Source organism: Streptomyces lavendulae subsp. lavendulae, from assembly GCF_002803845.1.
Taxonomy (GTDB): domain Bacteria; phylum Actinomycetota; class Actinomycetes; order Streptomycetales; family Streptomycetaceae; genus Streptomyces; species Streptomyces lavendulae.
The window spans coordinates 3,671,773-3,696,518 of record NZ_CP024985.1; the positions used below are offsets into that span (position 1 = coordinate 3,671,773).

General features: G+C 66.8%; 35 protein-coding genes. 1 reads left to right on the forward strand and 34 read right to left on the reverse strand.

Annotated elements, in window-relative coordinates:
• Positions 1-49 precede the first annotated feature (49 nt).
• From SLAV_RS15645 to rpsL, 34 genes are all read right to left on the reverse strand, one after another.
• The gene (locus tag SLAV_RS15645) at positions 50-1,072 is read right to left on the reverse strand and encodes a DNA-directed RNA polymerase subunit alpha (RefSeq protein WP_007265920.1); all 1,023 of its coding nucleotides are present in this window, start codon (positions 1,070-1,072) and stop codon (positions 50-52) included.
• 149 nt (positions 1,073-1,221) lie between these two features.
• On the reverse strand, positions 1,222-1,626 hold the full coding sequence (gene rpsK, locus SLAV_RS15650) for a 30S ribosomal protein S11 (protein ID WP_003956432.1): 405 nt from the start codon (positions 1,624-1,626) through the stop codon (positions 1,222-1,224).
• Between the two features lie 54 nt (positions 1,627-1,680).
• On the reverse strand, positions 1,681-2,061 hold the full coding sequence (gene rpsM, locus SLAV_RS15655; protein ID WP_007265919.1) for a 30S ribosomal protein S13: 381 nt from the start codon (positions 2,059-2,061) through the stop codon (positions 1,681-1,683).
• Positions 2,062-2,258: 197 nt separating this feature from the next.
• On the reverse strand, positions 2,259-2,372 hold the full coding sequence (gene rpmJ, locus SLAV_RS15660) for a 50S ribosomal protein L36 (RefSeq protein ID WP_003956441.1): 114 nt from the start codon (positions 2,370-2,372) through the stop codon (positions 2,259-2,261).
• 73 nt (positions 2,373-2,445) lie between these two features.
• The gene (infA, locus tag SLAV_RS15665) at positions 2,446-2,667 is read right to left on the reverse strand and encodes a translation initiation factor IF-1 (RefSeq protein WP_003956442.1); all 222 of its coding nucleotides are present in this window, start codon (positions 2,665-2,667) and stop codon (positions 2,446-2,448) included.
• A gap of 138 nt (positions 2,668-2,805) precedes the next feature.
• A complete protein-coding gene (map, locus tag SLAV_RS15670) occupies positions 2,806-3,657 on the reverse strand; it encodes a type I methionyl aminopeptidase (RefSeq protein ID WP_030230667.1) in 852 nt (283 codons plus the stop codon).
• A gap of 92 nt (positions 3,658-3,749) precedes the next feature.
• Positions 3,750-4,397, reverse strand: coding sequence for an adenylate kinase (locus tag SLAV_RS15675; RefSeq protein ID WP_030230663.1), 648 nt, complete (start codon positions 4,395-4,397; stop codon positions 3,750-3,752).
• Positions 4,397-5,710: a preprotein translocase subunit SecY gene (secY, locus tag SLAV_RS15680; protein WP_030230660.1), complete on the reverse strand. Its 1,314-nt coding sequence runs from the start codon at positions 5,708-5,710 to the stop codon at positions 4,397-4,399. Before secY ends, SLAV_RS15675 begins: the two co-directional genes overlap by 1 nt.
• Positions 5,711-5,898: 188 nt before the next feature.
• Positions 5,899-6,354, reverse strand: a complete 456-nt coding sequence (gene rplO / locus SLAV_RS15685; protein WP_030230657.1) for a 50S ribosomal protein L15 — start codon at positions 6,352-6,354, stop codon at positions 5,899-5,901.
• 1 nt (position 6,355) lies between these two features.
• Positions 6,356-6,538 (reverse strand): 50S ribosomal protein L30, encoded by a 183-nt coding sequence (gene rpmD / locus SLAV_RS15690; protein WP_005313525.1) that lies wholly within the window; start codon positions 6,536-6,538, stop codon positions 6,356-6,358.
• On the reverse strand, positions 6,538-7,140 hold the full coding sequence (rpsE, locus tag SLAV_RS15695; protein WP_030230653.1) for a 30S ribosomal protein S5: 603 nt from the start codon (positions 7,138-7,140) through the stop codon (positions 6,538-6,540). The genes rpmD and rpsE overlap by 1 nt, the downstream gene beginning before the upstream one ends.
• A gap of 45 nt (positions 7,141-7,185) precedes the next feature.
• Positions 7,186-7,569 carry a 50S ribosomal protein L18 gene (rplR, locus tag SLAV_RS15700; RefSeq protein ID WP_030026334.1) on the reverse strand — a complete coding sequence of 128 codons (384 nt, stop codon included), beginning with the start codon at positions 7,567-7,569 and terminating at the stop codon, positions 7,186-7,188.
• A gap of 2 nt (positions 7,570-7,571) precedes the next feature.
• Positions 7,572-8,111, reverse strand: a complete 540-nt coding sequence (rplF, locus tag SLAV_RS15705) for a 50S ribosomal protein L6 (RefSeq protein ID WP_030230649.1) — start codon at positions 8,109-8,111, stop codon at positions 7,572-7,574.
• Positions 8,112-8,131: 20 nt separating this feature from the next.
• Positions 8,132-8,530 (reverse strand): 30S ribosomal protein S8, encoded by a 399-nt coding sequence (rpsH, locus tag SLAV_RS15710; protein WP_007265911.1) that lies wholly within the window; start codon positions 8,528-8,530, stop codon positions 8,132-8,134.
• A 223-nt stretch (positions 8,531-8,753) separates the two neighbouring features.
• Positions 8,754-8,939, reverse strand: coding sequence for a type Z 30S ribosomal protein S14 (locus SLAV_RS15720; protein ID WP_003956452.1), 186 nt, complete (start codon positions 8,937-8,939; stop codon positions 8,754-8,756).
• Between the two features lie 5 nt (positions 8,940-8,944).
• Positions 8,945-9,496, reverse strand: a complete 552-nt coding sequence (gene rplE, locus SLAV_RS15725; RefSeq protein ID WP_030008469.1) for a 50S ribosomal protein L5 — start codon at positions 9,494-9,496, stop codon at positions 8,945-8,947.
• A complete protein-coding gene (gene rplX, locus SLAV_RS15730; RefSeq protein ID WP_030230645.1) occupies positions 9,496-9,819 on the reverse strand; it encodes a 50S ribosomal protein L24 in 324 nt (107 codons plus the stop codon). The genes rplE and rplX overlap by 1 nt, the downstream gene beginning before the upstream one ends.
• A gap of 2 nt (positions 9,820-9,821) precedes the next feature.
• A complete protein-coding gene (gene rplN, locus SLAV_RS15735; RefSeq protein WP_008739701.1) occupies positions 9,822-10,190 on the reverse strand; it encodes a 50S ribosomal protein L14 in 369 nt (122 codons plus the stop codon).
• Between the two features lie 106 nt (positions 10,191-10,296).
• A complete protein-coding gene (gene rpsQ, locus SLAV_RS15740) occupies positions 10,297-10,578 on the reverse strand; it encodes a 30S ribosomal protein S17 (protein ID WP_030008467.1) in 282 nt (93 codons plus the stop codon).
• Positions 10,578-10,802, reverse strand: a complete 225-nt coding sequence (rpmC, locus tag SLAV_RS15745; RefSeq protein WP_008739703.1) for a 50S ribosomal protein L29 — start codon at positions 10,800-10,802, stop codon at positions 10,578-10,580. Before rpmC ends, rpsQ begins: the two co-directional genes overlap by 1 nt.
• The gene (gene rplP / locus SLAV_RS15750) at positions 10,802-11,221 is read right to left on the reverse strand and encodes a 50S ribosomal protein L16 (protein WP_030026326.1); all 420 of its coding nucleotides are present in this window, start codon (positions 11,219-11,221) and stop codon (positions 10,802-10,804) included. Before rplP ends, rpmC begins: the two co-directional genes overlap by 1 nt.
• Positions 11,222-11,226: 5 nt before the next feature.
• Positions 11,227-12,069, reverse strand: coding sequence for a 30S ribosomal protein S3 (gene rpsC, locus SLAV_RS15755; RefSeq protein ID WP_030230639.1), 843 nt, complete (start codon positions 12,067-12,069; stop codon positions 11,227-11,229).
• Entirely contained in the window at positions 12,069-12,416 is a 348-nt protein-coding gene (rplV, locus tag SLAV_RS15760) for a 50S ribosomal protein L22 (protein ID WP_007265904.1), read from the reverse strand. Before rplV ends, rpsC begins: the two co-directional genes overlap by 1 nt.
• A gap of 43 nt (positions 12,417-12,459) precedes the next feature.
• Positions 12,460-12,741 carry a 30S ribosomal protein S19 gene (gene rpsS / locus SLAV_RS15765; RefSeq protein WP_008739713.1) on the reverse strand — a complete coding sequence of 94 codons (282 nt, stop codon included), beginning with the start codon at positions 12,739-12,741 and terminating at the stop codon, positions 12,460-12,462.
• Positions 12,742-12,753: 12 nt separating this feature from the next.
• Complete coding sequence (gene rplB, locus SLAV_RS15770) at positions 12,754-13,590, reverse strand: 50S ribosomal protein L2 (protein WP_008739715.1); 837 nt, start codon at positions 13,588-13,590, stop codon at positions 12,754-12,756.
• Between the two features lie 39 nt (positions 13,591-13,629).
• Positions 13,630-13,953 (reverse strand): 50S ribosomal protein L23, encoded by a 324-nt coding sequence (gene rplW / locus SLAV_RS15775; protein WP_007265901.1) that lies wholly within the window; start codon positions 13,951-13,953, stop codon positions 13,630-13,632.
• Positions 13,953-14,603 (reverse strand): 50S ribosomal protein L4, encoded by a 651-nt coding sequence (rplD, locus tag SLAV_RS15780; protein ID WP_030230635.1) that lies wholly within the window; start codon positions 14,601-14,603, stop codon positions 13,953-13,955. The genes rplW and rplD overlap by 1 nt, the downstream gene beginning before the upstream one ends.
• Positions 14,604-14,607: 4 nt before the next feature.
• The gene (gene rplC / locus SLAV_RS15785; RefSeq protein WP_007265899.1) at positions 14,608-15,252 is read right to left on the reverse strand and encodes a 50S ribosomal protein L3; all 645 of its coding nucleotides are present in this window, start codon (positions 15,250-15,252) and stop codon (positions 14,608-14,610) included.
• A 14-nt stretch (positions 15,253-15,266) separates the two neighbouring features.
• On the reverse strand, positions 15,267-15,575 hold the full coding sequence (rpsJ, locus tag SLAV_RS15790) for a 30S ribosomal protein S10 (protein ID WP_003948644.1): 309 nt from the start codon (positions 15,573-15,575) through the stop codon (positions 15,267-15,269).
• 478 nt (positions 15,576-16,053) lie between these two features.
• Positions 16,054-17,244, reverse strand: a complete 1,191-nt coding sequence (locus SLAV_RS15795) for a hypothetical protein (protein WP_030230631.1) — start codon at positions 17,242-17,244, stop codon at positions 16,054-16,056.
• A gap of 177 nt (positions 17,245-17,421) precedes the next feature.
• The gene (gene tuf, locus SLAV_RS15800) at positions 17,422-18,615 is read right to left on the reverse strand and encodes an elongation factor Tu (RefSeq protein ID WP_030230628.1); all 1,194 of its coding nucleotides are present in this window, start codon (positions 18,613-18,615) and stop codon (positions 17,422-17,424) included.
• A 149-nt stretch (positions 18,616-18,764) separates the two neighbouring features.
• The gene (fusA, locus tag SLAV_RS15805) at positions 18,765-20,897 is read right to left on the reverse strand and encodes an elongation factor G (RefSeq protein WP_030230624.1); all 2,133 of its coding nucleotides are present in this window, start codon (positions 20,895-20,897) and stop codon (positions 18,765-18,767) included.
• A gap of 39 nt (positions 20,898-20,936) precedes the next feature.
• Positions 20,937-21,407, reverse strand: a complete 471-nt coding sequence (gene rpsG / locus SLAV_RS15810; protein WP_007265894.1) for a 30S ribosomal protein S7 — start codon at positions 21,405-21,407, stop codon at positions 20,937-20,939.
• 2 nt (positions 21,408-21,409) lie between these two features.
• On the reverse strand, positions 21,410-21,781 hold the full coding sequence (gene rpsL / locus SLAV_RS15815; RefSeq protein WP_007265893.1) for a 30S ribosomal protein S12: 372 nt from the start codon (positions 21,779-21,781) through the stop codon (positions 21,410-21,412).
• Positions 21,782-22,181: 400 nt separating this feature from the next.
• Here rpsL and SLAV_RS15820 point away from each other — a divergent pair, with 400 nt between their 5' ends.
• Positions 22,182-24,671, forward strand: a complete 2,490-nt coding sequence (locus SLAV_RS15820; RefSeq protein WP_234333630.1) for a YfhO family protein — start codon at positions 22,182-22,184, stop codon at positions 24,669-24,671.
• Positions 24,672-24,746 lie beyond the last annotated feature (75 nt).

A 24,746-nucleotide genomic window follows, 5' to 3' on the forward strand; every position in this document is an offset into this window, starting at 1 on the left:
TGTCAGTTCCCCCGAGGCGGATGCCGCGGGAAAGATCTACGGGTGCTGCTTAGTACTGCTCGGTCTCGACGAAACCGGCGTCCGCGTCGTCGTCGGCGCCGAAGGCGTCGGCGGCGGCGGTCGGGTCGAATCCGGGCGGGCTGTCCTTGAGGGCCAGGCCCATGCCGGCCAGCTTCGCCTTGACCTCGTCGATCGACTTCGCACCGAAGTTGCGGATGTCGAGCAGGTCGGCCTCGGAGCGGGCGACGAGCTCACCCACGGAGTGGATGCCCTCGCGCTTGAGGCAGTTGTACGACCGAACGGTGAGCTCCAGCTCCTCGATCGGCAGCGCCAGGTCGGCGGCCAGGGCCGCGTCCGTCGGCGAGGGGCCCATGTCGATGCCCTCGGCGTCGATGTTGAGCTCGCGGGCCAGACCGAACAGCTCGACCAGGGTCTTGCCGGCGGACGCCATGGCGTCGCGCGGGCGCATGGCCTGCTTGGTCTCGACGTCGACGATCAGCTTGTCGAAGTCGGTGCGCTGCTCGACTCGGGTCGCCTCGACCTTGTAGGTGACCTTGAGGACCGGGCTGTAGATGGAGTCGACCGGGATGCGGCCGATCTCCTGGCCCAGCTGCTTGTTCTGGACGGCGGAGACGTAGCCGCGACCGCGCTCGACGGTCAGCTCCATCTCCAGCTTGCCCTTGCCGTTGAGCGTGGCGAGGACCAGGTCCGGGTTGTGCACCTCGACACCGGCCGGGGGCGCGATGTCGGCAGCGGTGACCAGGCCGGGACCCTGCTTGCGCAGGTACATCACGACCGGCTCGTCGTGCTCCGAGGAGACGACCAGCTGCTTGATGTTGAGGATGATGTCCGTGACGTCTTCCTTGACGCCCGGCACGGTGGTGAACTCGTGCAGGACGCCGTCCACGCGGATGCTGGTGACAGCGGCACCCGGGATGGAGGACAGGAGGGTACGGCGCAGGGAGTTGCCGAGGGTGTAGCCGAAGCCCGGCTCCAGCGGCTCGATCACGAACCGCGAGCGGTACTCGTCGACGACCTCTTCGGTCAGCGAAGGACGCTGAGCGATAAGCATGTCTGTGTTCCTTCAGTCGTGGACGCCCACTATTTGACGCCCGACGGGTGCGGTCCGGGGACCGCGGACTTACAAGGGTACGGGCGGCACGTCCCCCGAAGGGTTCGTACCGCCCGGACACTCAAGAACGCACAGGGGCGTCCGCTGCGTCAGACGCGGCGGCGCTTCGGCGGGCGGCAGCCGTTGTGCGGGGTGGGGGTGACATCCTGGATCGAGCCGACCTCAAGGCCGGTGGCCTGGAGGGAGCGGATCGCGGTCTCGCGGCCGGAGCCCGGACCCTTGACGAAGACGTCGACCTTGCGCATGCCGTGCTCCTGCGCGCGGCGGGCGGCCGACTCGGCGGCCATCTGCGCGGCGAAGGGGGTGGACTTGCGCGAGCCCTTGAAGCCGACGTGGCCGGCGGAGGCCCAGGAGATCACGTTGCCCGAGGGGTCCGTGATCGAGACGATCGTGTTGTTGAACGTGCTCTTGATGTGGGCGTGCCCGTGAGCGACGTTCTTCTTTTCCTTGCGGCGCACCTTCTTGGCAGCGCCCTGACGACCCTTGGGGGGCATCTAAATCTCCTACGGGAGGTGGTCGGTCCTACAGCGCAAGACCGCTGAACAGGACTACTTCTTGCCCGGCTTCTTCTTACCGGCGATCGCGCGACGCGGGCCCTTGCGGGTACGCGCGTTCGTGCTGGTGCGCTGACCGTGCACCGGGAGGCCGCGACGGTGGCGGATGCCCTGGTAGCACTGGATCTCGATCTTGCGGCGGATGTCGCCCTGGATCTCGCGGCGGAGGTCACCCTCGGTACGGAGGTTGGCGTCCACGTACTCGCGGATCTTGACGAGGTCCTCTTCGGCCAGGTCACGAACGCGGGTGTTCGGGTTCACGCCGGTGGAGGCGAGGATCTCCTTGGACCGGGTGCGCCCGATACCGAAGACGTAGGTGAGTGCGATCTCCACGCGCTTTTCGCGCGGGATGTCAACACCGGAAACGCGTGCCACAAATGGCTCCTGTGTGTTCGGGGGTCTTCCGCAGAACCACTCCCGACCGCCGACCACCCTGATGGGTGGTGGTACGTCCGGGTCCCCGGCCCCCGCCGGAGGTGCCGCCGGCCCCTCTCAGGGCTGGGCGGGTTCTGCGTATGTACGTTTTCTTACGTCGCGCGAAGAACTGCGGAAGGCAGGTCGGTCGGCGTGCGTCAGCCCTGGCGCTGCTTGTGGCGCAGGTTGTCGCAGATGACCATGACCCGACCGTGACGGCGGATCACCTTGCACTTGTCGCAGATCTTCTTGACGCTCGGCTTGACCTTCATGTTGGTGAGGTTCTCCGGGTCAGTGCCACCACCCGCACCGGGACGGATGCCCAGGCAGGAGTGAGGACAAGATCTACTTGTATCGGTAGACGATCCGGCCACGCGTGAGGTCGTACGGAGACAGCTCCACGACGACCCGGTCATCCGGGAGGATGCGGATGTAGTGCATGCGCATCTTGCCGCTGATGTGCGCGAGGACCTTGTGACCGTTCTGCAGTTCCACCTTGAACATCGCGTTCGGGAGGGACTCGATCACGGTGCCCTCGATTTCGATGGCACCTTGCTTCTTGGCCACGCTTCGCCCTTCGAATCGGCTACCTTGATCGGCCTCGCGCGCCATGCAGGCATGGAAGTGCACGAGAGCCGACGAGTCAGTCTACGTCAGGGCACCCAGAAAGACGAATCCGGAAAGTTTGCCCCAGAGTGTAGATCATTACGCCAGAGGGTCGGGAGCCGTGGTGACCCCGTACTCCGCCAGCTTTGCCTTGCCACAGTCCGGGCTGGTCAGGACGATGGGACCGGCTTCGGTCAGGGCGATGGAGTGCTCCCAGTGCGAGGACCAGGTGCCGTCCGTCGTGATGACCGTCCAGTCGTCCGCCAGTACCTCCGTCTGGGCGGTGCCCAGGGAGACCATCGGCTCGATCGCCAGGCACAGGCCCGGGACCAGCTTGACGCCCTTGCCCCGCTTGCGCGAGACGTAGTTCAGCAGGTGCGGGTCCATGTGCATCTCGGAACCGATGCCGTGGCCGCCGTAGTCCTCGATGATCCCGAACTTGCCGAGGCTGTGCTCACCCGTGGACGGCCGCGGCTGGCGCTTGATGTACCCCTCGATCGCCTTCGAGATGTCCACCAGGCGGTTGCCGAGCTTCATCGCCGCGATACCGGCCCACATGGACTCCTCGGTGACCCGGGAGAGCTCCACCAGCTCCGGAGCGTGACCCGTGCCCACGAAGGCCGTGTACGCCGCGTCGCCGTGCCAGCCGTCCACGATGGCCCCGGCGTCGATGGAGATGATGTCGCCGTCCTTGAGGACCGTCTTGTCGTCCGGGATGCCGTGGACGACGACCTCGTTCACCGAGGTGCAGATGGTCGCGGGGAAACCGCCGTAGCCGAGGAAGTTCGACTTGGCCCCGGCGTCCGCGATCACCTTGCGGGCCACCATGTCCAGATCACGCGTCGTGGCGCCCGGAACGGCCGCCTCGCGGGTCGCCGCGTGGATCGCTGCGACGACCAGCCCCGCCTCTCGCATCTTCGCGATCTGCTCGGGGGTCTTGATCTGCACCATGGGGCGTGCCTTCCAGCTTCGAAACGGGTCTTCTCAACAGTACGGCCGCGATGCCCTGGGGACACCGCGGCCGTACCTGTACGACAGGGGTACTACTTCTTGAGGGCGTCCATCGCCCGCTTGGTGATCTCGTGCACCTCACCGAGGGCGGCGATCGTCACCAGGAGGCCCTGCGACTTGTAGTAGTCGATGATCGGCTCGGTCTGCGTGTGGTAGACCTCCAGCCGGTTGCGGACCGTGGCCTCGGAGTCGTCGTCGCGCTGGTACAGCTCGCCGCCGCAGGTGTCGCAGACACCCTCGACCTTCGGCGCCGCGTACGTCACGTGGAAGACGTGCGAGGAGTCCAGGCGGCAGATCCGCCGGCCCGCGATGCGCTTGACGACCTCGTCCTCCTCGACCTCCAGGTCGAGGACGGCGTCGAGCTTCATGCCCGCACCCTTGAGCATCTCGTCCAGGGCCTCGGCCTGGGAGACGTTGCGCGGGAAGCCGTCGAGCAGGAAGCCGTTCGCGGCGTCCGGCTGCTCCATGCGGTCCTTGGCCATGCCGATGGTGATCTCGTCGGGGACGAGGTCACCGGCGTCCATGAACGCCTTCGCGCGCCGGCCCAGCTCGGTGTTCTGGCTGATGTTGGCGCGGAACAGGTCGCCCGTGGAGATGTGCGGGATCGACAGGTTCTTGGCAAGGAACGCGGCCTGCGTTCCCTTGCCCGCACCGGGGGGCCCGACGAGGACGATTCGCATCAGCGGAGGAACCCTTCGTAGTTGCGCTGCTGGAGCTGGCTCTCGATCTGCTTCACGGTTTCCAGACCCACACCCACGATGATGAGGATGCTCGTCCCGCCGAACGGGAAGTTCTGGTTCGCCCCGAAGCCCGCCAACGCCATTGTCGGCACGAGAGCGATCAGACCCAGGTACAGCGACCCCGGCCAGGTGATCCGGTTGAGTACGTAGCTCAGGTACTCGGCGGTGGGCCGGCCGGCGCGGATGCCCGGGATGAACCCACCATACTTCTTCATGTTGTCGGCAACTTCCTCGGGGTTGAACGAGATCGCCACGTAGAAGAACGCGAAGAAGACGATCAGGAGGAAGTAGGCGGCGATGTAGTACGGGTGGTCGCCCTTGACGAAGTGCTTCTGGATCCAGGTCGCCCAGCCGGCCTGCGAGCCGCTGAACTGCACGATCAGTGCCGGGATGTACAGCAGCGACGAGGCGAAGATGACCGGGATGACACCGGCCTGGTTCACCTTGAGCGGGATGTAGGTGGACGTACCGCCGTAAGCCCGGCGGCCGATCATGCGCTTGGCGTACTGAACAGGGATCCTGCGCTGCGCCTGCTCGACGAAGACCACCAGGGCGACCATCGCGAGACCGACCAGGATGACCACGCCGAACTCGACCCAGCCTCCAGCGATCTTGCCCTGGAGCTTGATCGTCCACAGCGCGCCGACGAAACCGGCGGCGATGGAGATGAACATGAGGATCGACATGCCGTTGCCGATGCCGCGGTCGGTGATCAGCTCACCGAGCCACATGACGACACAGGTGCCGGCGGTCATGGTGATCACCATGACGACCGTGGTGAAGATCGAGTGGTTCGGGACGATCTCCCGAGCGACCGGGCAGCTACCGAACAGGGCGCCGGTACGCGCGGTGGCGACCAGGCCGGTGCCCTGCAGGATCGCGAGCGCGACCGTCAAATAGCGCGTGTACTGAGTGATCTTCGCCGTGCCGGACTGCCCCTCTTTTTTGAGGTTCTCCAGCTTCGGGATGACCACGGTCAGCAGCTGCAGGATGATGCTGGCGGTGATGTACGGCATGATGCCGAGCGCGAAGATCGTGATCTGCAGCAGCGCACCGCCGCTGAACATGTTGACGAGACCGAAGAGGCTGTTGCTGGTGCCCATCGAGTCGACACAGATCTGAACGTTCTTGTAGCTCACGCCGGGTACCGGGATGTGGGACCCGAGCCGATACAGCACGATGATGCCGAGCGTGAAGAGCAGCTTCTTGCGCAGGTCGGGCGTCTTGAACGCCCGGGCGAACGCGGTGAGCACGGTGCCTCCTGCGACCCCCGCGCTACTGCGTCAGAGGTGACGGTCTGAGGGATCGACGAATACGTACGAGCAAAGGTGCACGCCACCTTACCGGCGAGTGTGCCCCCCGTGGAACGACCAACCGGGGATGCCCCATATGTGAGGCATCCCCGGTCGGGTTTCTAGCTATTTGTCACAAGAGTTTCGTCTTAGACGAGCTCGGTGACGGTGCCGCCGGCAGCGGCAATCTTCTCCTTGGCGGAGGCGGAGACGGCGTCAACCGAAACCGTCAGCGCCACGGAGATCTCGCCCTGGCCCAGGACCTTGACGAGGCTGTTCTTGCGAACCGCGCCCTTGGCGACCAGGTCGGCCACCGTGACCTCTCCACCCTCGGGGTAGAGAGCGCCGAGCTTGTCCAGGTTGACAACCTGGAACTCGGTGCGGAACGGGTTCTTGAAGCCCTTGAGCTTCGGCAGGCGCATGTGGAGGGGCATCTGCCCACCCTCGAAGCGCTGCGGGATCTGGTAGCGGGCCTTCTGGCCCTTCGTACCACGACCTGCCGTCTTACCCTTCGACGCCTCACCACGACCGACACGGGTCTTCGCGGTCTTGGCACCGGGGGCGGGACGGAGGTTGTGGGCCTTCAGCGGGCTGCTCTCAGCCATGTTAGTCAACCTCCTCAACCGTCACGAGGTGGCGGACGGTGTGCACCATTCCGCGGAACTCGGGGCGGTCCTCCTTGACGACGACGTCGTTCAGGCGCTTGAGCCCGAGCGAACGCAGCGTGTCGCGGTGGTTCTGCTTGCTGCCGATGTACGACTTCGTCTGCGTGATCTTGAGGCGGGCCATTAGACACCCGCCCCAGCACGCGCACGAAGCAGGGCCGCGGGGGCGACGTCCTCAAGGGGCAGACCACGGCGAGCCGCGATCTCCTCGGGACGCTGCAGGCCCTTGAGGGCCGCCACGGTCGCGTGCACGATGTTGATCGCGTTGGACGAGCCGAGCGACTTCGACAGGATGTCGTGAACGCCGGCGCACTCCAGAACGGCGCGCACCGGGCCACCGGCGATAACACCGGTACCGGGGGCGGCCGGCTTCAGCAGCACGACGCCCGCGGCACGCTCGCCCGTGATCGGGTGAGGGATGGTGCCCTGGATGCGCGGAACCTTGAAGAAGTTCTTCTTGGCTTCCTCGACACCCTTGGCAATGGCCGCGGGAACTTCCTTGGCCTTGCCGTAACCGACACCTACGGTGCCGTCACCGTCACCCACCACGACGAGCGCGGTGAAGCTGAAGCGACGACCACCCTTGACAACCTTGGCGACACGGTTGATCGCGACAACGCGCTCAACGTAAGCGGTCTTCTCGACGGCAGCACCACCGTCGCGACCCTTCCGGTCCCGCCGCTCGCCGCCACCGGCACCGCTTCCGCGGCGCTGGGGTCCAGCCATTGGATTACCTCTCTCTGTTACGTCCGTGAGTCCCGGAACCGGGGCTTAGAACTTCAGCCCGGCTTCGCGGGCGGCGTCAGCCAGAGCGGCAATGCGCCCGGCGTATCGGTTGCCACCGCGGTCGAACACGACGGTCTCGACACCCGCAGCCTTGGCACGCTCGGCGACGAGCGCGCCGACAGCCTGGGCCTGGGCGCTCTTGTCGCCTTCGCCACCGCGGATCGAAGCGTCCAGGGTCGACGCGGACGCCAGGGTGTGGCCCTGGAGGTCGTCGATGACCTGAGCAACGATGTTGCGGTTCGAACGCGTCACGACGAGGCGCGGACGCTCCGCCGTACCCGAGACGTTCTTGCGGATGCGGATGTGGCGGCGAGCCTTGGCAGCGCGCTTGTACGCGTCGCCCTTGGCGATCTTCACACCGTATGCCATGGCTACTTACCAGCCTTTCCGACCTTGCGGCGGATGACCTCGCCGGCGTACTTGACACCCTTGGCCTTGTACGGGTCGGGCTTCCGCAGCTTGCGGATGTTGGCGGCGACCTCGCCGACCTTCTGCTTGTCGATGCCCTCGACCGAGAACTTGGTGGGCGACTCGACCTTGAAGGAGATGCCCTCGGGCGCCTCGATCAGGATCGGGTGGCTGTAACCAAGCTGGAACTCCAGGTCGGAGCCCTTCGCGGCGACGCGGTAACCGACACCGCTGATCTCGAGCGCCTTCACGTAACCCGTGGTCACGCCGGTGATCATGTTCGCCACCAGCGTGCGGGACAGGCCGTGCAGGGCCTTGTTCTGACGCTCGTCGTTCGGGCGGGTGACGTTCAGAACGCCGTCCTCACCCTTGACGATCTCGATCGGCGCGGCGACGGTGTGGGCGAGGGAACCCTTGGGGCCCTTCACCTCGACCGTGCGGCCAACGATGGTGACGTCCACACCGGCGGGAACCTGGATGGGGAGCTTGCCGATTCGCGACATTGCTTTTCCTCCGTTCCCGACTACCAGACGTAGGCGAGGACTTCCCCACCTACGCCCTTCTTGCCTGCCTGCTGGCCGGTCAGGAGACCGTGGGACGTGGAGATGATCGCCACGCCCAGGCCGCCGAGGACCTTCGGCAGGTTGGTGGACTTCGCGTACACGCGCAGACCGGGCTTCGAGATCCGCTTGATGCCCGCGATGGAGCGCTCACGGTTCGGCCCGAACTTCAGCTCGAGGACGAGGTTCTTGCCGACCTCGGCGTCCTCGACCTTCCAGCCGGTGATGAAACCCTCCTGCTTGAGGATCTCCGCGATGTGCGACTTGATCTTGCTGTGCGGCATCACCACGGTGTCGTGGTACGCCGAGTTAGCGTTACGCAGACGGGTCAGCATGTCTGCGATCGGGTCAGTCATGGTCATGAAGTGGCCTTCGGCCTCTCTCGCCGGGGTTTCCTGTATGCGCCATCCCTCTCCCCACTCAGAGGCGGGACGGGTGCGGCGCGGGGACCTACGGCGTAGTAAGTCGTTATGGGCGGCGGACGCCCAACCACACAAGCCTAAGGCATGCGCGGCCGGGCACCCGCCGTCCAGATGCTTACCGAGAGTGCCTGGTACTCCTCAAGTCCTTGCGGACGAGAGGGAATTACCAGGAGCTCTTGGTCACGCCCGGCAGCTCGCCACGGTGAGCCATCTCACGAAGGCACACGCGGCACAGGCCGAACTTGCGGTACACGGAGTGGGGACGACCGCAGCGCTGGCAGCGGGTGTACGCACGCACACCGAACTTGGGCTTGCGGGCAGCCTTCGCGATGAGAGCCTTCTTCGCCATCTCGCTTACGCCTCCTTGAAGGGGAAGCCGAGGTGACGAAGGAGCGCGCGGCCCTCAGCGTCGTTGGTCGCCGTGGTGACCACGGTGATGTCCATACCCCGGGTACGGTCGATCTTGTCCTGGTCGATCTCGTGGAACATGACCTGCTCCGTGAGACCGAAGGTGTAGTTGCCACGGCCGTCGAACTGCTTCGGCGACAGACCACGGAAGTCACGGATACGCGGCAGCGCGAGCGACAGCGTACGGTCCAGGAACTCCCACATGCGGTCACCACGGAGGGTGACGTGGCAGCCGATCGGCTGACCCTCGCGCAGCTTGAACTGCGCGATGGACTTGCGGGCCTTCGTGACGGCCGGCTTCTGACCGGTGATCGTCGTCAGGTCCTTGATGGCGCCGTCGATCAGCTTGGAGTCGCGGGCGGCGTCGCCCACACCCATGTTGACCACGATCTTCACGAGGCCGGGGATCTGCATGACGTTCTCGTAGGAGAACTCTTCACGCAGCTTGCCCGCGATGTCCTCGCGGTACTTCGTCTTGAGACGCGGAGTGGTAGCCATCAGATGTCCTCACCCGTCCGCTTGGCAACGCGGATCTTGTTGCCCTCGTCGTCGAAGCGGAAACCGACGCGGGTGACGACCTTCTGGCCGTCCTTCTCCACAACCAGCTGAACGTTGCTGACGTGGATCGGCGCCTCGGTGATCACGATGCCACCGGTCTGCGAGCCACCAGCGGTCTGGCCGGCCTTGGTGTGCTTCTTGACCCGGTTGACACCCTCGACGAGGACGCGGTCGTTGGCGGGGAAGGCCGCGATGACCTTGCCCTGCTTGCCCTTGTCCTTACCGGTGATGACCTGAACCAGGTCGCCCTTCTTGATCTTCATGCTTACAGCACCTCCGGCGCGAGCGAGATGATCTTCATGAACTTCTTCTCGCGCAGCTCACGGCCCACCGGGCCGAAGATACGGGTGCCGCGAGGGTCGCCGTCGTTCTTCAGAATGACGGCGGCGTTCTCGTCAAAGCGGATGTACGAGCCGTCCTGGCGGCGACGCTCCTTGACGGTGCGAACGATGACCGCCTTGACGACGTCACCCTTCTTCACGTTGCCACCGGGGATCGCGTCCTTGACGGTGGCGACGATGACGTCACCGATGCCCGCGTAGCGGCGACCGGAACCACCGAGAACACGGATGCAAAGGATTTCCTTGGCACCAGTGTTGTCGGCGATACGCAGTCGCGACTCCTGCTGGATCACGTGTATCTCCTGTTTGTCTGCCGGTTCCCGGCGGGGGCCTCACTCCGAAGAGCTACCGCCCCCACCGAGCCTGGCGGAACGAACCTAAGGGAAACCCCTCAGGTGCTTACTTGGCCTTCTCGAGGATCTCGACGATGCGCCAGCGCTTGCTCGCCGACAGCGGACGCGTCTCCATGATGAGGACGCGGTCGCCGACGCCGGCAGCGTTCTGCTCGTCGTGCGCCTTGAGCTTGTTCGTACGGCGGATGACCTTGCCGTACAGGGCGTGCTTCACGCGGTCCTCGACGGCGACGACGACGGTCTTGTCCATCTTGTCGCTGACGACCAGGCCCTCACGGGTCTTGCGGAAGCCGCGCTCGGTCTTCTCAGTCACGTTGTTCTCGCTCATCAGGCGCTCTCCACCGTCTCGATACCGAGCTCACGCTCGTGCATCAGGGTGTAGATGCGAGCGATGTCCTTACGGACGGACTTGAGCCGGCCGTTGTTCTCCAGCTGACCCGTGGCCGCCTGGAAGCGGAGCTTGAACAGCTCCTCCTTGGCCTCGCGCAGCTTGCCAACGAGCTCCTCGTTGCCGAGCTCACGCAGCTCGGACGCCTTGGTTCCCGTCGCCATCACGACTCACCTGCCTCGCGCCGAACAATCCGGCACTTCATCGGAAGCTTGTGAGCAGCGCGGGTGAGCGCCTCACGAGCAATCTTCTCGTTCGGGTAGGACAGCTCGAACATGACCCGACCCGGGTGCACGTTCGCGATCCACCACTCGGGAGAACCCTTACCGGAACCCATGCGGGTTTCGGCCGGCTTCTTCGTCAGCGGGCGGTCCGGGTAGATGTTGATCCAGACCTTGCCGCCACGCTTGATGTGGCGGGTCATCGCGATACGAGCCGCCTCGATCTGGCGGTTCGTGACATAGGCGGGGGTGAGCGCCTGGATACCGTACTCGCCGAACGAGACCTCAGTACCGCCCTTGGCCATACCGCGGCGCTTCGGGTGGTGCTGCTTACGGTGCTTGACCCTACGAGGGATCAGCATGTCGGTCAGGCCTCCGTTCCGGTGCTCTCGGCCGGAGCGGCGGCGGGAGCGTCGGCCTTGGGGGCCTCGACACCAGCAGCCTGCTGCGGCTTGCGGCCACCACGGCCGCCGCGCTCGCCACCACGGCCACCACGGCCGGCGGGACGGTCGCCAGCGCCCTGCGCGCCACGGGCCGGGCGGTTACCCGCACGGGCCGCAGCGTTCTCGGCGCGAACCTCGGCGATGTTCTTGACATCGCCCTTGTAGATCCAGACCTTCACACCGATACGGCCGAAGGTGGTCTTGGCCTCGAAGAAGCCGTAGTCCACGTTCGCGCGCAGCGTGTGCAGCGGCACACGACCCTCGCGGTAGAACTCGGAGCGGGACATCTCGGCGCCGCCGAGACGGCCGCCACACTGGATCTTGATGCCCTTGGCGCCGGCCTTCATCGTGCCCTGCATGCTCTTGCGCATGGCACGACGGAAGGAGACGCGGGAGGAGAGCTGCTCGGCCACGGCCTGGGCAACCAGCTGAGCGTCGAGCTCGGGGTTCTTGACCTCGAGGATGTTCAGCTGGACCTGCTTGCCCGTGAGCTTTTCGAGGTCACCGCGGATGCGGTCGGCCTCGGCGCCACGGCGGCCGATGACGATGCCCGGACGAGCGGTGTGGATGTCCACACGCACGCGGTCACGGGTGCGCTCGATCTCAACCTTCGAGATGCCGGCGCGCTCCATGCCGGACGTCATCATCCGACGGATGGCGACGTCTTCCTTGACGTAGTCCTTGTACAGCTTGTCGGCGTACCAACGCGACTTGAAGTCGGTGGTGATGCCGAGCCGGAACCCGTGCGGGTTTACCTTCTGGCCCATTACCGGGAACCTTCCTTGCTGCTGACGACCACGGTGATGTGGCTGGTCCGCTTGCGGATCCGGTAGGCACGGCCCTGGGCACGCGGACGGAACCGCTTCAGGGTCGGGCCCTCGTCCACGTACGCCTCGCTGATGACCAGCGTGGAGGCGTCCGGGTGGTTGTAGTTGTGTGCGGCGTTGGCAATGGCGCTGTCCAGCACCTTGCCGACCGGCACGCTCGCGGCCTGCGGGGCGAAACGCAGGACCGCCTGAGCCTCCGTGGCATCCATGCCACGGATAAGGTCCACCACTCGGCGGGCCTTCATGGGCGTGACGCGGATGTACCGCGCCTGGGCCCTGGCTTCCATGGTTGTCCCTTCGGTGTAAGTCATAGTCATAACCACCCCGCCTTTAGCGGCGCTTCGACTTCCGGTCGTCCTTGACGTGGCCGCGGAAGGTGCGAGTCGGCGAGAACTCGCCGAGCTTGTGGCCGACCATCGACTCGGTGACGAACACCGGGACGTGGGTCTTGCCGTTGTGCACCGCGATGGTGTGACCCAGCATGCTGGGGATGATCATCGAGCGACGGGACCAGGTCTTGATGACGTTCTTGGTGCCGGCTTCGTTCTGGACGTCCACCTTCTTTACGAGGTGGTCGTCGACGAAGGGCCCCTTCTTGAGACTGCGCGGCATCTAAACCCGCTCCTAGCGCTTCTTGTTCGTCTTGCGGCGGCGGACGATGTACTTGCTCGAAGCCTTCTTCGGCGAGCGAGTACGACCCTCCTTCTGACCCCACGGGGAGACCGGGTGGCGACCACCACTGGTCTTGCCCTCACCACCACCGTGCGGGTGGTCAACCGGGTTCATCGCGACACCGCGGACGGACGGGCGAACGCCCTTCCAGCGCATGCGGCCGGCCTTGCCCCAGTTGATGTTCGACTGCTCGGCGTTGCCGACCTCGCCGACCGTGGCGCGGCAGCGCGCGTCGACGAGACGGATCTCACCGGACGGCATACGAAGGTGGGCCATCGTGCCCTCCTTCGCCAGCAGCTGCACGGAGGCACCGGCCGAGCGGGCGAACTTCGCGCCGCCACCGGGACGGAGCTCGATCGCGTGGATCGTGGTACCGACCGGGATGTTGCGGAGCGCCAGGTTGTTACCGGGCTTGATGTCGGCCGTGGGGCCGTTCTCAATCCGGTCGCCCTGCTTCAGAGCCTTCGGCGCGATGATGTAGCGCTTCTCGCCGTCCGCGTAGTGCAGGAGCGCGATGCGCGCGGTGCGGTTGGGGTCGTACTCGATGTGCGCGACCTTGGCCGGCACGCCGTCCTTGTCGTGACGACGGAAGTCGATCACGCGGTAGGCGCGCTTGTGTCCACCACCCTGGTGGCGAACGGTGATCCGGCCGGTGTTGTTACGGCCGCCCTTGCTGTGCAGAGGGCGAACCAGCGACTTCTCCGGCGTGGACCGCGTGATCTCGACAAAGTCGGCGACGCTGGAGCCACGACGGCCCGGGGTCGTCGGCTTGTACTTGCGGATACCCATTTCTCAGTCCTCGTCCGATTCCGGACGACTAGACCTCCGTTAGGAGGCCTGGCCGCCGAAGATGTCGATACGGTTGCCCTCGGCAAGGGTCACGATGGCGCGCTTGGTGTTGGCACGCTTGCCGAAACCGGTCTTGGTGCGCTTGCGCTTACCCTGACGGTTGATCGTGTTGACCCCGGTGACCTTGACCGAGAAGACCGCCTCGACGGCCTGCTTGATCTGGGTCTTGTTGGCGCCGGGCGCGACGATGAACGTGTACTTGTTCTCGTCCAGCAGCGCGTAGCTCTTCTCCGAGACGACCGGCTTGATCAGCAGGTCGCGCGGGTCGGTGAAGGTCTTGCTGGTAACGGTCGCCTCAGACATCAGGCCTCGTTCCCTTCGGTCTCATCGGCCTTGGGGCCAGACACGAAGGACTCGAAAGCGGCCTGGGTGAAGACCACGTCGTCAGAGACGATCACGTCGTACGTGTTCAGCTGGCCCGGCTCCAGGATGTGAACCTGGGGCAGGTTGCGGGCGGACAGCCACGCGGCCTCTTCGCTGCGGTCGACGACCAGGAGCAGGTTCTTGCGCTCCGAGATCTTGCCGAACAGCGTCTTGGCGGCCTTCGTGGAGGCGGCACCCTCGACCACGCCGGTGACGACGTGGATGCGGGAGTGACGCGCACGGTCCGAGAGGGCACCGCGGAGGGCGGCGGCCTTCATCTTCTTCGGGGTCCGCTGCGAGTAGTCACGCGGCTGCGGGCCGTGGACGACGCCACCGCCTGCGAACTGCGGAGCGCGGGTCGAACCCTGACGGGCGCGGCCGGTGCCCTTCTGGCGGTATGGCTTGCGGCCACCACCACGGACTTCGCCACGGGTCTTGGTCTTGTGCGTGCCCTGACGGGCAGCAGCCAGCTGAGCGACAACGACCTGGTGGATCAGCGGAACGCTGGTCTTGGCGTCGAAGATCTCCGCGGGGAGCTCGACGGTACCGGCCTTGTCGCCTGCCGGCGAAAGGATGTCAATGGTGCTCATTACCTCAAGCCCCCTTGGCCGCGGTACGGACCAGGACGAGGCCGCCGTTCGGACCGGGGACCGCGCCCTTGATGAGCAGCAGACCCTTCTCCGCGTCAACCGCGTGGATGGTCAGGTTCTGGGTGGTGACGCGCTCGTTACCCATGCGACCGGCCATGCGCATGCCCTTGAAGACACGCCCAGGGGTGGCGCAGCCACCGATCGAACCGGGGGAGCGGTGCTTGCGCTGCACACCGTGACCGGCGCCGAGGCCCCGGAAGTTGTGCCGCTTCATGACACCGGCGAAGCCCTTGCCCTTGCTGTTGCCCGTGACGTCAACCTTGACGCCGGACTCGAACACCTCAGCAGTGATCTCCTGGCCGAGCGTGTACTCGCTGGCGTCGGAGGTGCGGAGCTCCACCAGGTGGCGGCGGGGGGTCACGTCGGCCTTGGCGAAGTGGCCCTTGAGGGGCTTGTTCACCTTGCGCGGGTCGATCTCGCCGAAGGCGATCTGGACCGACTCGTAGCCGTCGATGTCGTTCGTACGGACCTGGGTAACGACGCAGGGTCCGGCCTTGACCACGGTCACCGGGACGACACGGTTGTTCTCGTCCCAGACCTGGGTCATGCCGAGCTTCTCGCCCAGGACGCCCTTGATCTGCTTTGCCATCTTCTCGACGCCTCTCAGAGCTTGATCTCGATGTCAACGCCGGCCGGAAGGTCCAGGCGCATCAGCGAGTCAACGGTCTTGGGCGTCGGGTCGAGGATGTCGATCAGGCGCTTGTGCGTGCGCATCTCGAAGTGCTCGCGCGAGTCCTTGTACTTGTGCGGCGACTTGATGACGCAGTACACGTTCTTCTCAGTGGGCAGCGGCACCGGGCCTGCGACCGACGCACCAGTGCGGGTCACCGTCTCGACGATCTTCTTCGCCGAGGAGTCGATGACCTCGTGGTCGTAGGCCTTGAGCCGGATGCGGATCTTCTGTCCCGCCATGGCTACTCCGTAGTCCTGTCTGTATGTGGAAACGCTCTGGCTCTCGGTCGGCTGCGGGACGGATCCCGCGGCTTCTCTCCGACCCACGCGGTCGGGCGTGTCGCACACCCTCTACAGAAAATTCCCATACGGAAATTCCCTCGTCCAAGGGGATGCGGTCCCGGACCGCGCATCGGGGGAGAAACACCCACCGAGTGCCTGGTAAGCACCCTGCTGACACTTCCCAGAAGATTCCCGTACGTCCGCCCTCATTGCTGCCCCGAAAGGCAGATTAAGGACGACGAGTACTGTGGGACTCGCTTCCGGTCCTCCCGGCGGGAGGCGCACAGCATCGGCACTCAACCGAGCAACTTGAGTAGTCTGCCATACGACACACCTACCTGGCCAATCGGGCCGAAGAGAATACCCCGCCGGGCGATCACGTCAAACCGCGCCGCGCGCCTCGCCCTACGGGGGTTCTCCCAGGCCGGACTGCTGATCACGAGCGGGAGACGGTCCCGCACTCCTCCTGCCCGCGCGCCTCGATGGTCTTGCTGCGGTCATACGGGTCGACCGGCGATCCGGAGGGTGCCGGTCCGCTGTCCGCGGGGTCCGAGAAGAAGGACGGGTGCAGGTACCCGTCGTACCGGTCGCAGGCGCTGTTGGCGAGGTCCGGCCGGAAGGACACGAGCCGCAGGGCGCCGGGCACCCCCTTCCACCTGGCGGGATCGGCGACCGAGAAGGTGATCTCGCGCCGCACGATCGTGCGCGCGACGTCCTCCGGGTTCCCCTTGACCTTCACGAAGGGGTGGACGAAGGAGAAGTCCGCCTTCACCTCGGCCTGTCCGGCCTTCTCCCCCGGCTCCACCCACATCCGGCCCCGCACCTTGACCACGTCTCCCACCGGCTTGAGCTCGGCCGGGTCGTAGCGGGTGAACAGGTCCAGCGGGTCGTGCTCGCGCGTCGGCTGCCGGAGGGACTCGTCCAGCTCCTTGCGCAACTCCTCGTCCTGCGGGTCCAGCAGCTTCAGGGCCTCTTCCGGCCGCTCCCCGCGCAGCGTCGCCGGGTTCAGGTTGGCGGCGACCAGAAACTGCTTCACCTTCGCCAGCGCGTCGGCGACCTGGTCCTCGGTCATACCCCCGACCGCGGTGGCCGGCGGGACCTCGATGCCCGCGGCGCCCTCCGCCCACTGGAGTGCCGGCGAGCCCCGGAAGGGGTCCTTGAGCGTCGGACGGTCGGGGTACACGGCCTCCGGGGCCGCGGTCGGACGTACGGACTCGGCCGGCAGCGGCGCGGCCGTGGCGGCCCGCTCACGGGCCCCGGCCTTGCCGGTCAGCTTGTCGATCACCAGCCCCGGGCGTACGACGACCAGCGCGAGCCCCGCGATGAAGACGATCGCGGCGGCCGCCTTGAGCCTGCGCTTGGCCTTCCCCCGGCCTTCCATCTCCTGCCAGGCCGGCCCGGTCCGCCACCCCGGCGGATCGTTGCGCACCGGCCGGCGGCGGCCGAACCGCCCGCGCCCCTGCCCGGCCGCCCGCTCCGCCTCCTCGCGGCGCAGCCGCTCGGTGACCATCCGCGCCCGTGCCGACGGCTCCGCCGGGGCGTCCGCGGACTCCCGCGCGACCTGATCCGCGAACCGGGCCCACTCCTCGTCGGAGATCCGCGGTCTGCCGTCGTCCTGCTGCCCCATGCTTCCCCACCTTGTGCGATTCCGGTCGAACTGCCGGTGAGCCTCTCACAGGGGCTTTATGTGTTCTTTACCGGGGTACGGAGAAGGGCCCCTCCCCCGCCGCCGGAGCGGTGGGGAAGGGGCCCTTCTGCCGAACATGGTGCCCGCTCGCGCGAGCTACCAGGTCAGAGCACGAAATTACTTCGTGATCTTGGTGACCTGGCCGGCGCCCACGGTACGACCACCCTCACGGATGGCGAACTTCAGGCCCTCCTCCATGGCGACCGGCTGGATCAGCGCGACCGTCATGTCGGTGTTGTCGCCCGGCATGACCATCTCGGTGCCCTCGGGGAGGGTCACGACGCCGGTCACGTCCGTGGTACGGAAGTAGAACTGCGGGCGGTAGTTGTTGAAGAACGGGGTGTGACGGCCACCCTCGTCCTTCGACAGGATGTACGCAGCGGCCTCGAACTCGGTGTGCGGCGTGACCGAACCGGGCTTGATGATGACCTGGCCGCGCTCGACGTCCTCGCGCTTGATGCCACGGAGGAGCAGACCGACGTTCTCACCGGCCTGGCCCTCGTCGAGCAGCTTGCGGAACATCTCGATGCCGGTGACCGTGGTGGTGGTCTTCTCGGTCTTGATGCCGATGATGTCGACGGTCTCGTTGACCTTGAGGACACCACGCTCGATGCGGCCGGTGACGACGGTGCCACGACCGGTGATCGTGAAGACGTCCTCGACGGGCATCAGGAACGGCTTGTCGGTGTCACGCGGCGGGGTCGGGATGGCCTCGTCCACGGCGTCCATCAGGCCGAGGAGCTTGTCACCCCACTCCTTGTCGCCCTCAAGCGCCTTGAGCGCGGAGACCTGGACGACCGGCAGGTCGTCGCCCGGGAAGTCGTACTCGGAGAGCAGCTCACGGACCTCAAGCTCGACGAGCTCCAGGATCTCCTCGTCGTCCACCATGTCGGCCTTGTTCAGGGCGACGACGATGTACGGAACGCCGACCTGGCGGGCCAGGAGCACGTGCTCCTTGGTCTGCGGCATCGGGCCGTCGGTGGCGGCGACCACGAGGATGGCACCGTCCATCTGGGCGGCACCGGTGATCATGTTCTTGATGTAGTCAGCGTGACCCGGGCAGTCGACGTGGGCGTAGTGACGCGCCTCGGTCTGGTACTCGACGTGCGCGATGGAGATGGTGATACCGCGCTGGCGCTCCTCGGGAGCCTTGTCGATCTGGTCGAACGCCGAGGCCGCGTTCAGGTCCGGGTACTTGTCGTGCAGCACCTTGGTAATGGCGGCCGTGAGGGTCGTCTTACCGTGGTCAATGTGACCGATGGTGCCGATGTTGACGTGCGGCTTAGTCCGCTCGAACTTCGCCTTCGCCACGGGGTCCTCCTGAGAGTGGTTCTGTACGCCTTGAATCATCGGCGCCAGGTGATCTTTGCTGGATAGCCGGTTCCCCCGGGGCAACGGGAGGGTTACTCCTGTTGCCCCAGAGGCTCCGGTGGCAAGCCTAAAACGTGAACTCGGAAGAGTTACTCGCCCTTGGCCTTCGCGATGATCTCCTCAGCGACGTTCCGGGGAACCTCGGCGTAGGAGTCGAACTGCATCGAGTAGCTGGCGCGACCCGAGGTCTTGCTGCGGAGGTCTCCGACGTAGCCGAACATCTCCGAGAGGGGCACGAGGCCCTTGACGACGCGAGCGCCGTGGCGCTCCTCCATGGCCTGGATCTGGCCACGGCGGGAGTTGATGTCGCCGATGACGTCACCCATGTAGTCCTCGGGCGTGGTGACCTCGACGGCCATCATCGGCTCCATGAGCACGGGGGACGCCTTGCGCGCGGCCTCCTTGAAGGCCTGCGAACCGGCGATCTTGAACGCGAGCTCGGAGGAGTCGACCTCGTGGTAGCCACCGTCGAGAAGCGTGACGCGGACGCCCGTCATCTCGTAGCCGGCGAGGATGCCGAACTGCATGGCCTCCTGCGCACCGGCGTCGACCGAAGGGATGTACTCCTTCGGCACGCGGCCACCGGTGACCTTGTTCACGAACTCGTACGCCGGACCGTCGGCCTCGGTGATGGGCTCGATCGCGATCTGCACCTTGGCGAACTGACCGGTACCACCGGTCTGCTTCTTGTGGGTGTAGTCGTGACGCTCGACGGTGCCGCGGATGGTCTCGCGGTACGCGACCTGCGGCTTGCCGACGTTGGCTTCGACCTTGAACTCGCGCTTCATACGGTCGACCAGCACCTCAAGGTGCAGCTCGCCCATACCGCCGAGGATGGTCTGGCCCGTCTCCTCGTCCGAGTGAACGTGGAAGGAGGGGTCCTCCTCCGCGAGACGCTGGATGGCGACACCCAGCTTCTCCTGGTCACCCTTGGACTTGGGCTCGATGGCGACCTGGATGACCGGGGCCGGGAAGTCCATGGACTCCAGGATCACCTGGTTCTTGTCGTCACACAGCGTCTCACCGGTGGTGGTCTGCTTCAGGCCCATGACGGCGACGATGTCGCCGGCGCCCACCGAGTCGATCTCCTCACGCTTGTTCGCGTGCATGCGGTAGATCTTGCCGATGCGCTCCTTCTTGCCCTTGACGGAGTTCAGCACCGCAGTGCCGGCCTCCAGGCGGCCCGAGTAAACCCGGACGAAGGTGAGCTTGCCGAGGTGCGGGTCGCTCATGATCTTGAACGCGAGCGCGGCGAGGGGCTCCTCGTCGGACGGCTTGCGCTTCACGACGACCTCGGGGTCGCGGACGTCGTGGCCCTCGATGGCCTCGATGTCCAGCGGCGACGGCAGGTAGCGGACGACGGCGTCGAGCAGGGGCTGGACGCCCTTGTTCTTGAACGCCGTGCCACAGAACACCGCGGTGATCGTGGGCTCGCCCTTGCCCTTGCCGGAGCCGAGGATGATGCGACGGACGGCGGCGTGCAGCTGCTCCACGGACGGCTCGTCGCCGTTCAGGAAGAGCTCCATGATCTCGTCGTCGTTCTCGGCGACGGTCTCGACCAGCTTGCCGCGCCACTCTTCAGCAGCCTCGGTGTGCGTGGCCGGGATGTCGACGATGTCGTACATCTCGCCCTTGGTCGCCTCGGCGGACCAGACGAACGCCTTCATCGTGACGAGGTCGACGACACCCTGGAAGTCGGCCTCGGCACCGATGGGGAGCTGCATGACGATCGGAACCGCACCGAGGCGGTCCTTGATCATCTCGACGCAGCGGTGGAACTCGGCGCCGGTGCGGTCGAGCTTGTTGACGAAGCAGATGCGCGGCACGCCGTAGCGGTCCGCCTGACGCCAAACGGTCTCGGACTGCGGCTCGACGCCGGCCACACCGTCGAACACGGTGACGGCGCCGTCGAGGACGCGGAGCGAACGCTCCACCTCGACGGTGAAGTCGACGTGACCCGGGGTGTCGATGATGTTGATGGTGTGGTCAACATCTTCGAGCGGCCAGTGGCAGGTGGTAGCGGCAGACGTGATGGTGATACCACGCTCCTGCTCCTGCTCCATCCAGTCCATCGTGGCAGCGCCGTCGTGGACCTCACCGATCTTGTACGACACACCGGTGTAGAACAGGATGCGCTCGGTGGTGGTCGTCTTGCCCGCGTCGATGTGGGCCATGATGCCGATGTTGCGCACCTTGGCCAGGTCAAGCGAAGTGGTAGCCATATCGGCTCAGTCTTCTCTCGGTCTCGATGTGGGTTGGGACTACCAGCGGTAGTGCGCGAAGGCCTTGTTGGACTCGGCCATCTTGTGCGTGTCCTCACGCTTCTTGACGGCAGCGCCAAGACCGTTCGAGGCGTCGAGCAGCTCGTTCATCAGGCGCTCGGTCATGGTCTTCTCGCGGCGGGCGCGGGAGTAACCCACGAGCCAGCGGAGGGCCAGGGTCGACTGGCGACCCGGCTTGACCTCGACGGGAACCTGGTAGGTCGCGCCACCGACACGGCGGGACTTGACCTCAAGGGACGGCTTGACGTTCTCCAGCGCGCGCTTCAGCGTGATGACCGGGTCGTTGCCGGTCTTCTCGCGGAGGCCTTCCATGGCGCCGTAAACGATGCGCTCGGCGGTGGAGCGCTTGCCGTTCAGGAGGATCTTGTTGATGAGCGAGGTCACCAGAGGAGATGCGTAGACCGGGTCGATGATGACCGGGCGCTTCGGGGCGGGGCCCTTACGAGGCATTCTTACTTCTCCTTCTTGGCGCCGTAGCGGCTGCGGGCCTGCTTGCGGTTCTTGACAGCCTGGGTGTCAAGCGCACCGCGGATGATCTTGTAACGAACACCCGGCAGGTCCTTCACACGGCCACCACGCACGAGCACGATCGAGTGCTCCTGCAGGTTGTGTCCCTCACCCGGAATGTAAGCGGTGACCTCGATGCCGGAGGTCAGACGCACACGCGCGACCTTACGGAGCGCCGAGTTCGGCTTCTTCGGGGTGGTCGTGAACACACGCGTGCAGACGCCACGACGCTGGGGCGAAGCCTCAAGCGCGGGGGTCTTTGTCTTCTCGACCTTGTCCTGCCGGCCCTTACGGACCAGCTGCTGGATCGTAGGCACTACTTCTCCGGTTTCTGTGTGCCGTGTAGTGAAGCTAACCTGGAACTTTGCCGACCCACGCGGTCGGGTGTGTCGGATCCGGCGGACCTCCGCGCAAGCGCGGAAACGCATGGATCGCGGTGGCCGATGCGGCTCGCGTGCGGTTGATGGACACGCACGGGAGCCCAGGCACACCCCAGGCACAAGGTCTGAGCGTACCCACCGCATCCACTCCGGTCAAAACATAAGCCGCACCGCTGCGGCCCGTACGACCGCACAGCTCAGACGCCACACGGGCGCGGGCCCCCCGAGGCGGGGTGGCCGTGCGCTCTTCACACCGGCGTGGTAGGGCGGGCGAACTACACTGCCAGCGAATCCCAGCGAGTCAGACCAAACACGTACGAGCGCCAGGAGCAGGACATTGGGGACGGTCACCTCGGAGCCGACGACGGCGGACAGCCCGCCCCCGGACGGCGGCCGGACCCCCGGGTCATCACGCCTCGGAGGGCGCCTGAGCCGCCTCTACGGGCCCCTGCTGGCCTTCCTCGTCACCTCGGGCGCCTTCTGCGCGGCCTGGGCGGCGCGCGGCAGCTTCCCCTTCGGCAACACCGGCCGGGCCATCAACGACCAGGCCAACCAGTACGTGCCCTTCCACCGCGCCCTGTGGGACCTGGTCCACGGCCAGGCCTCCGGCGACGTCCTGTTCAGCTGGAGCGGCGGCTTCGGACAGCAGTTCCTGTCCGACTACTACACCTACCTCGGCAACCCCTTCTCCTGGCTGGCCGTCCTCGTCCCGCGCGCGCACGTGGACCTGGCGGTCTTCGCGATCACCCCGGTCACGATGGGCGCCGCCGCCGCGCTGATGACCGTCTACCTGGGCAAGCTCCAGCCCGGCCCCTGGTGGCAGCGGGGCGTGCTCGGGGCCGTGTACGGGCTGTGCGGGTGGGCGCTGAGCGACGCCTCGTACATCCCGATGTGGCTGTGGGGCCTGGTCGCGCTCCCGCTCCTCGGCATCGCCGTCGAGTGGTGCCTGGAGCAGCGCCGCTGGCCGGGGGTCGCCCTGTTCGTCGCCCTCGCGTGGTTCGGGAACTTCTACACCGCCATGATGGCCACGATGGCCGCCTGCGTCCTGCTGGCCGTCCGCCTGATCACCCTGGACCTGACGGGCGCGCAGCGGCTGCGCGCGCTGTGGCGGGCCGCCTCCGCCACGGCGGTGGGCATCCTGCTGACCCTGCCGCTGCTGCTGCCGTCGTTCCTGTCCAGCGGGGCGGCGCAGCCCACGAAGGCGGCCGCCTTCGACCCCGTCCGCATCGAGGTCTTCCTCGCCGGGATGCTCCCGGCCACCCACCTGTGGGGCGGCCGGCCGCGCCTGTACGTGGCCTCGCTGGGCCTGATCCTGGCGGGCAGCTTCCTCTTCAACACCGCGATCGCGAAGAAGACCCGTCTGGTGTGGGCGGCGGCGACGCTGCTGGTCGTCGCCTCCTTCCAGTTCCCGCCGACCCAGTACGTGTGGCACGGGCTGGCCGTCCCGAACGGCAATCCGTACCGCGAGGCCTTCGTCTTCAGCGGCATGGTGGTCATCGTGGCCTGGCTGGCGCTGGCCAACCGGCCGCGCCCGCTGCACCTGGCCCTGGCCGCCGCCCTCCTGGTCACGGCCACCTTCGTGCTCCGGCGCACCGACGACTTCGGCGGCTGGACCTGGCCCGCGGTGCTGGGCGGCGGGGCCGTCTCCCTGCTGGCCCTGACGCTGCTCGCCCTGGGCGAGCGGCGCCGGGTGCTCGTCCCCGTCGCCGCCGCGCTGATGGTCGCGGTGGTCTTCGCCGAGTCCACCGTCGCCGCGGCCAACGCGGACGCCCGCCGCGCCCGCGAACGCTGGGCGAAGCCGGCCGCCACCTCCAGCCGGTCGATCACCGAGCACTGGCAGGCCGTCCGGCAGGTGGACGGCTGGCCCGCGTACCGGACGGATCCGGGTGCGCCGCAGACCTCGTACAACGACGGCCTGGCCCTGCGGGCGCAGGGGCCGCAGTACTACAGCAGCTACCTGCCCGAGGCCACCTACCAGGCCCTCGAACCCCTCGGCTACGGCTACAAGAACGACGGCCGGACCTTCTTCGGCGCCGACAACCCGGTACTCGACGCGATCTTCTCGATCGGCGCCCGCGTCCGCCCCGGCGCCACCCCGGGCAGCTGGACGGCCACCCGCTCCCCCGCCCCGCCGCTGGTCACGCTCCGCCCCGCCACCCCGTACACCTCCCCCCACCCGGCGGACAGCGTCTACGCCCGCCAGGAGACCGTCCTCGGCGCCACCGTCTACGAGGTCCCCGAGGTCACCCGCGGCGGCACCGCCACCGCACAGACGTACGCGGCCCAGTGCACCCCGGGCTCCGAGGCCTACTGGTACTCCCCCGAGCTCTACGGCACCCTCCACGCGGGCGCCACCCGGCGGCAGCTGGAGGACCGCATGAGCGGCGTCCTCCCCCTGGGCCCGGTCCCGGCGTCCGGCCGCCTGGAGGTCACCGTCGACACCCGCACCAGCGGCGCCGACGCCGGGGCCCATCCCATCGGCTGCCTGGACCGGCCCGCCCTGGACGCGGCGGTCGGCCACCTCACCGCCACCGGCGCCACGAAGGTCACCGCGGGCGGCCACACCGTCGAGGCCACCCTCCCCAAGGGCTCCACCGGCACCGCGGTCCTGGCCGTGACGGCCGTCCCCGGCTGGCAGTGCAGTGCCCCGGTCCGCCCCTTCCACGGCCTGCTCGCGGTCCCCCTGCCCCCGGACACGGACAAGGTCTCCTGCACCTTCACCCCCAAGGGCCTCACCCCAGGCCTGGCCGCCGCCGTCCTGGCCCTCCTCACCCTCCTGGCCGTCCCCCTCACCCACCGCCTCCGCCGCCGGCGCGAGCGGGGCTGACGGTCGGCGGCACCCGCGTCCGGGCGCCAATCCTGCCGTTTCCGCAGACCGGAGGGGTCTCCCGTCAGTAGATTG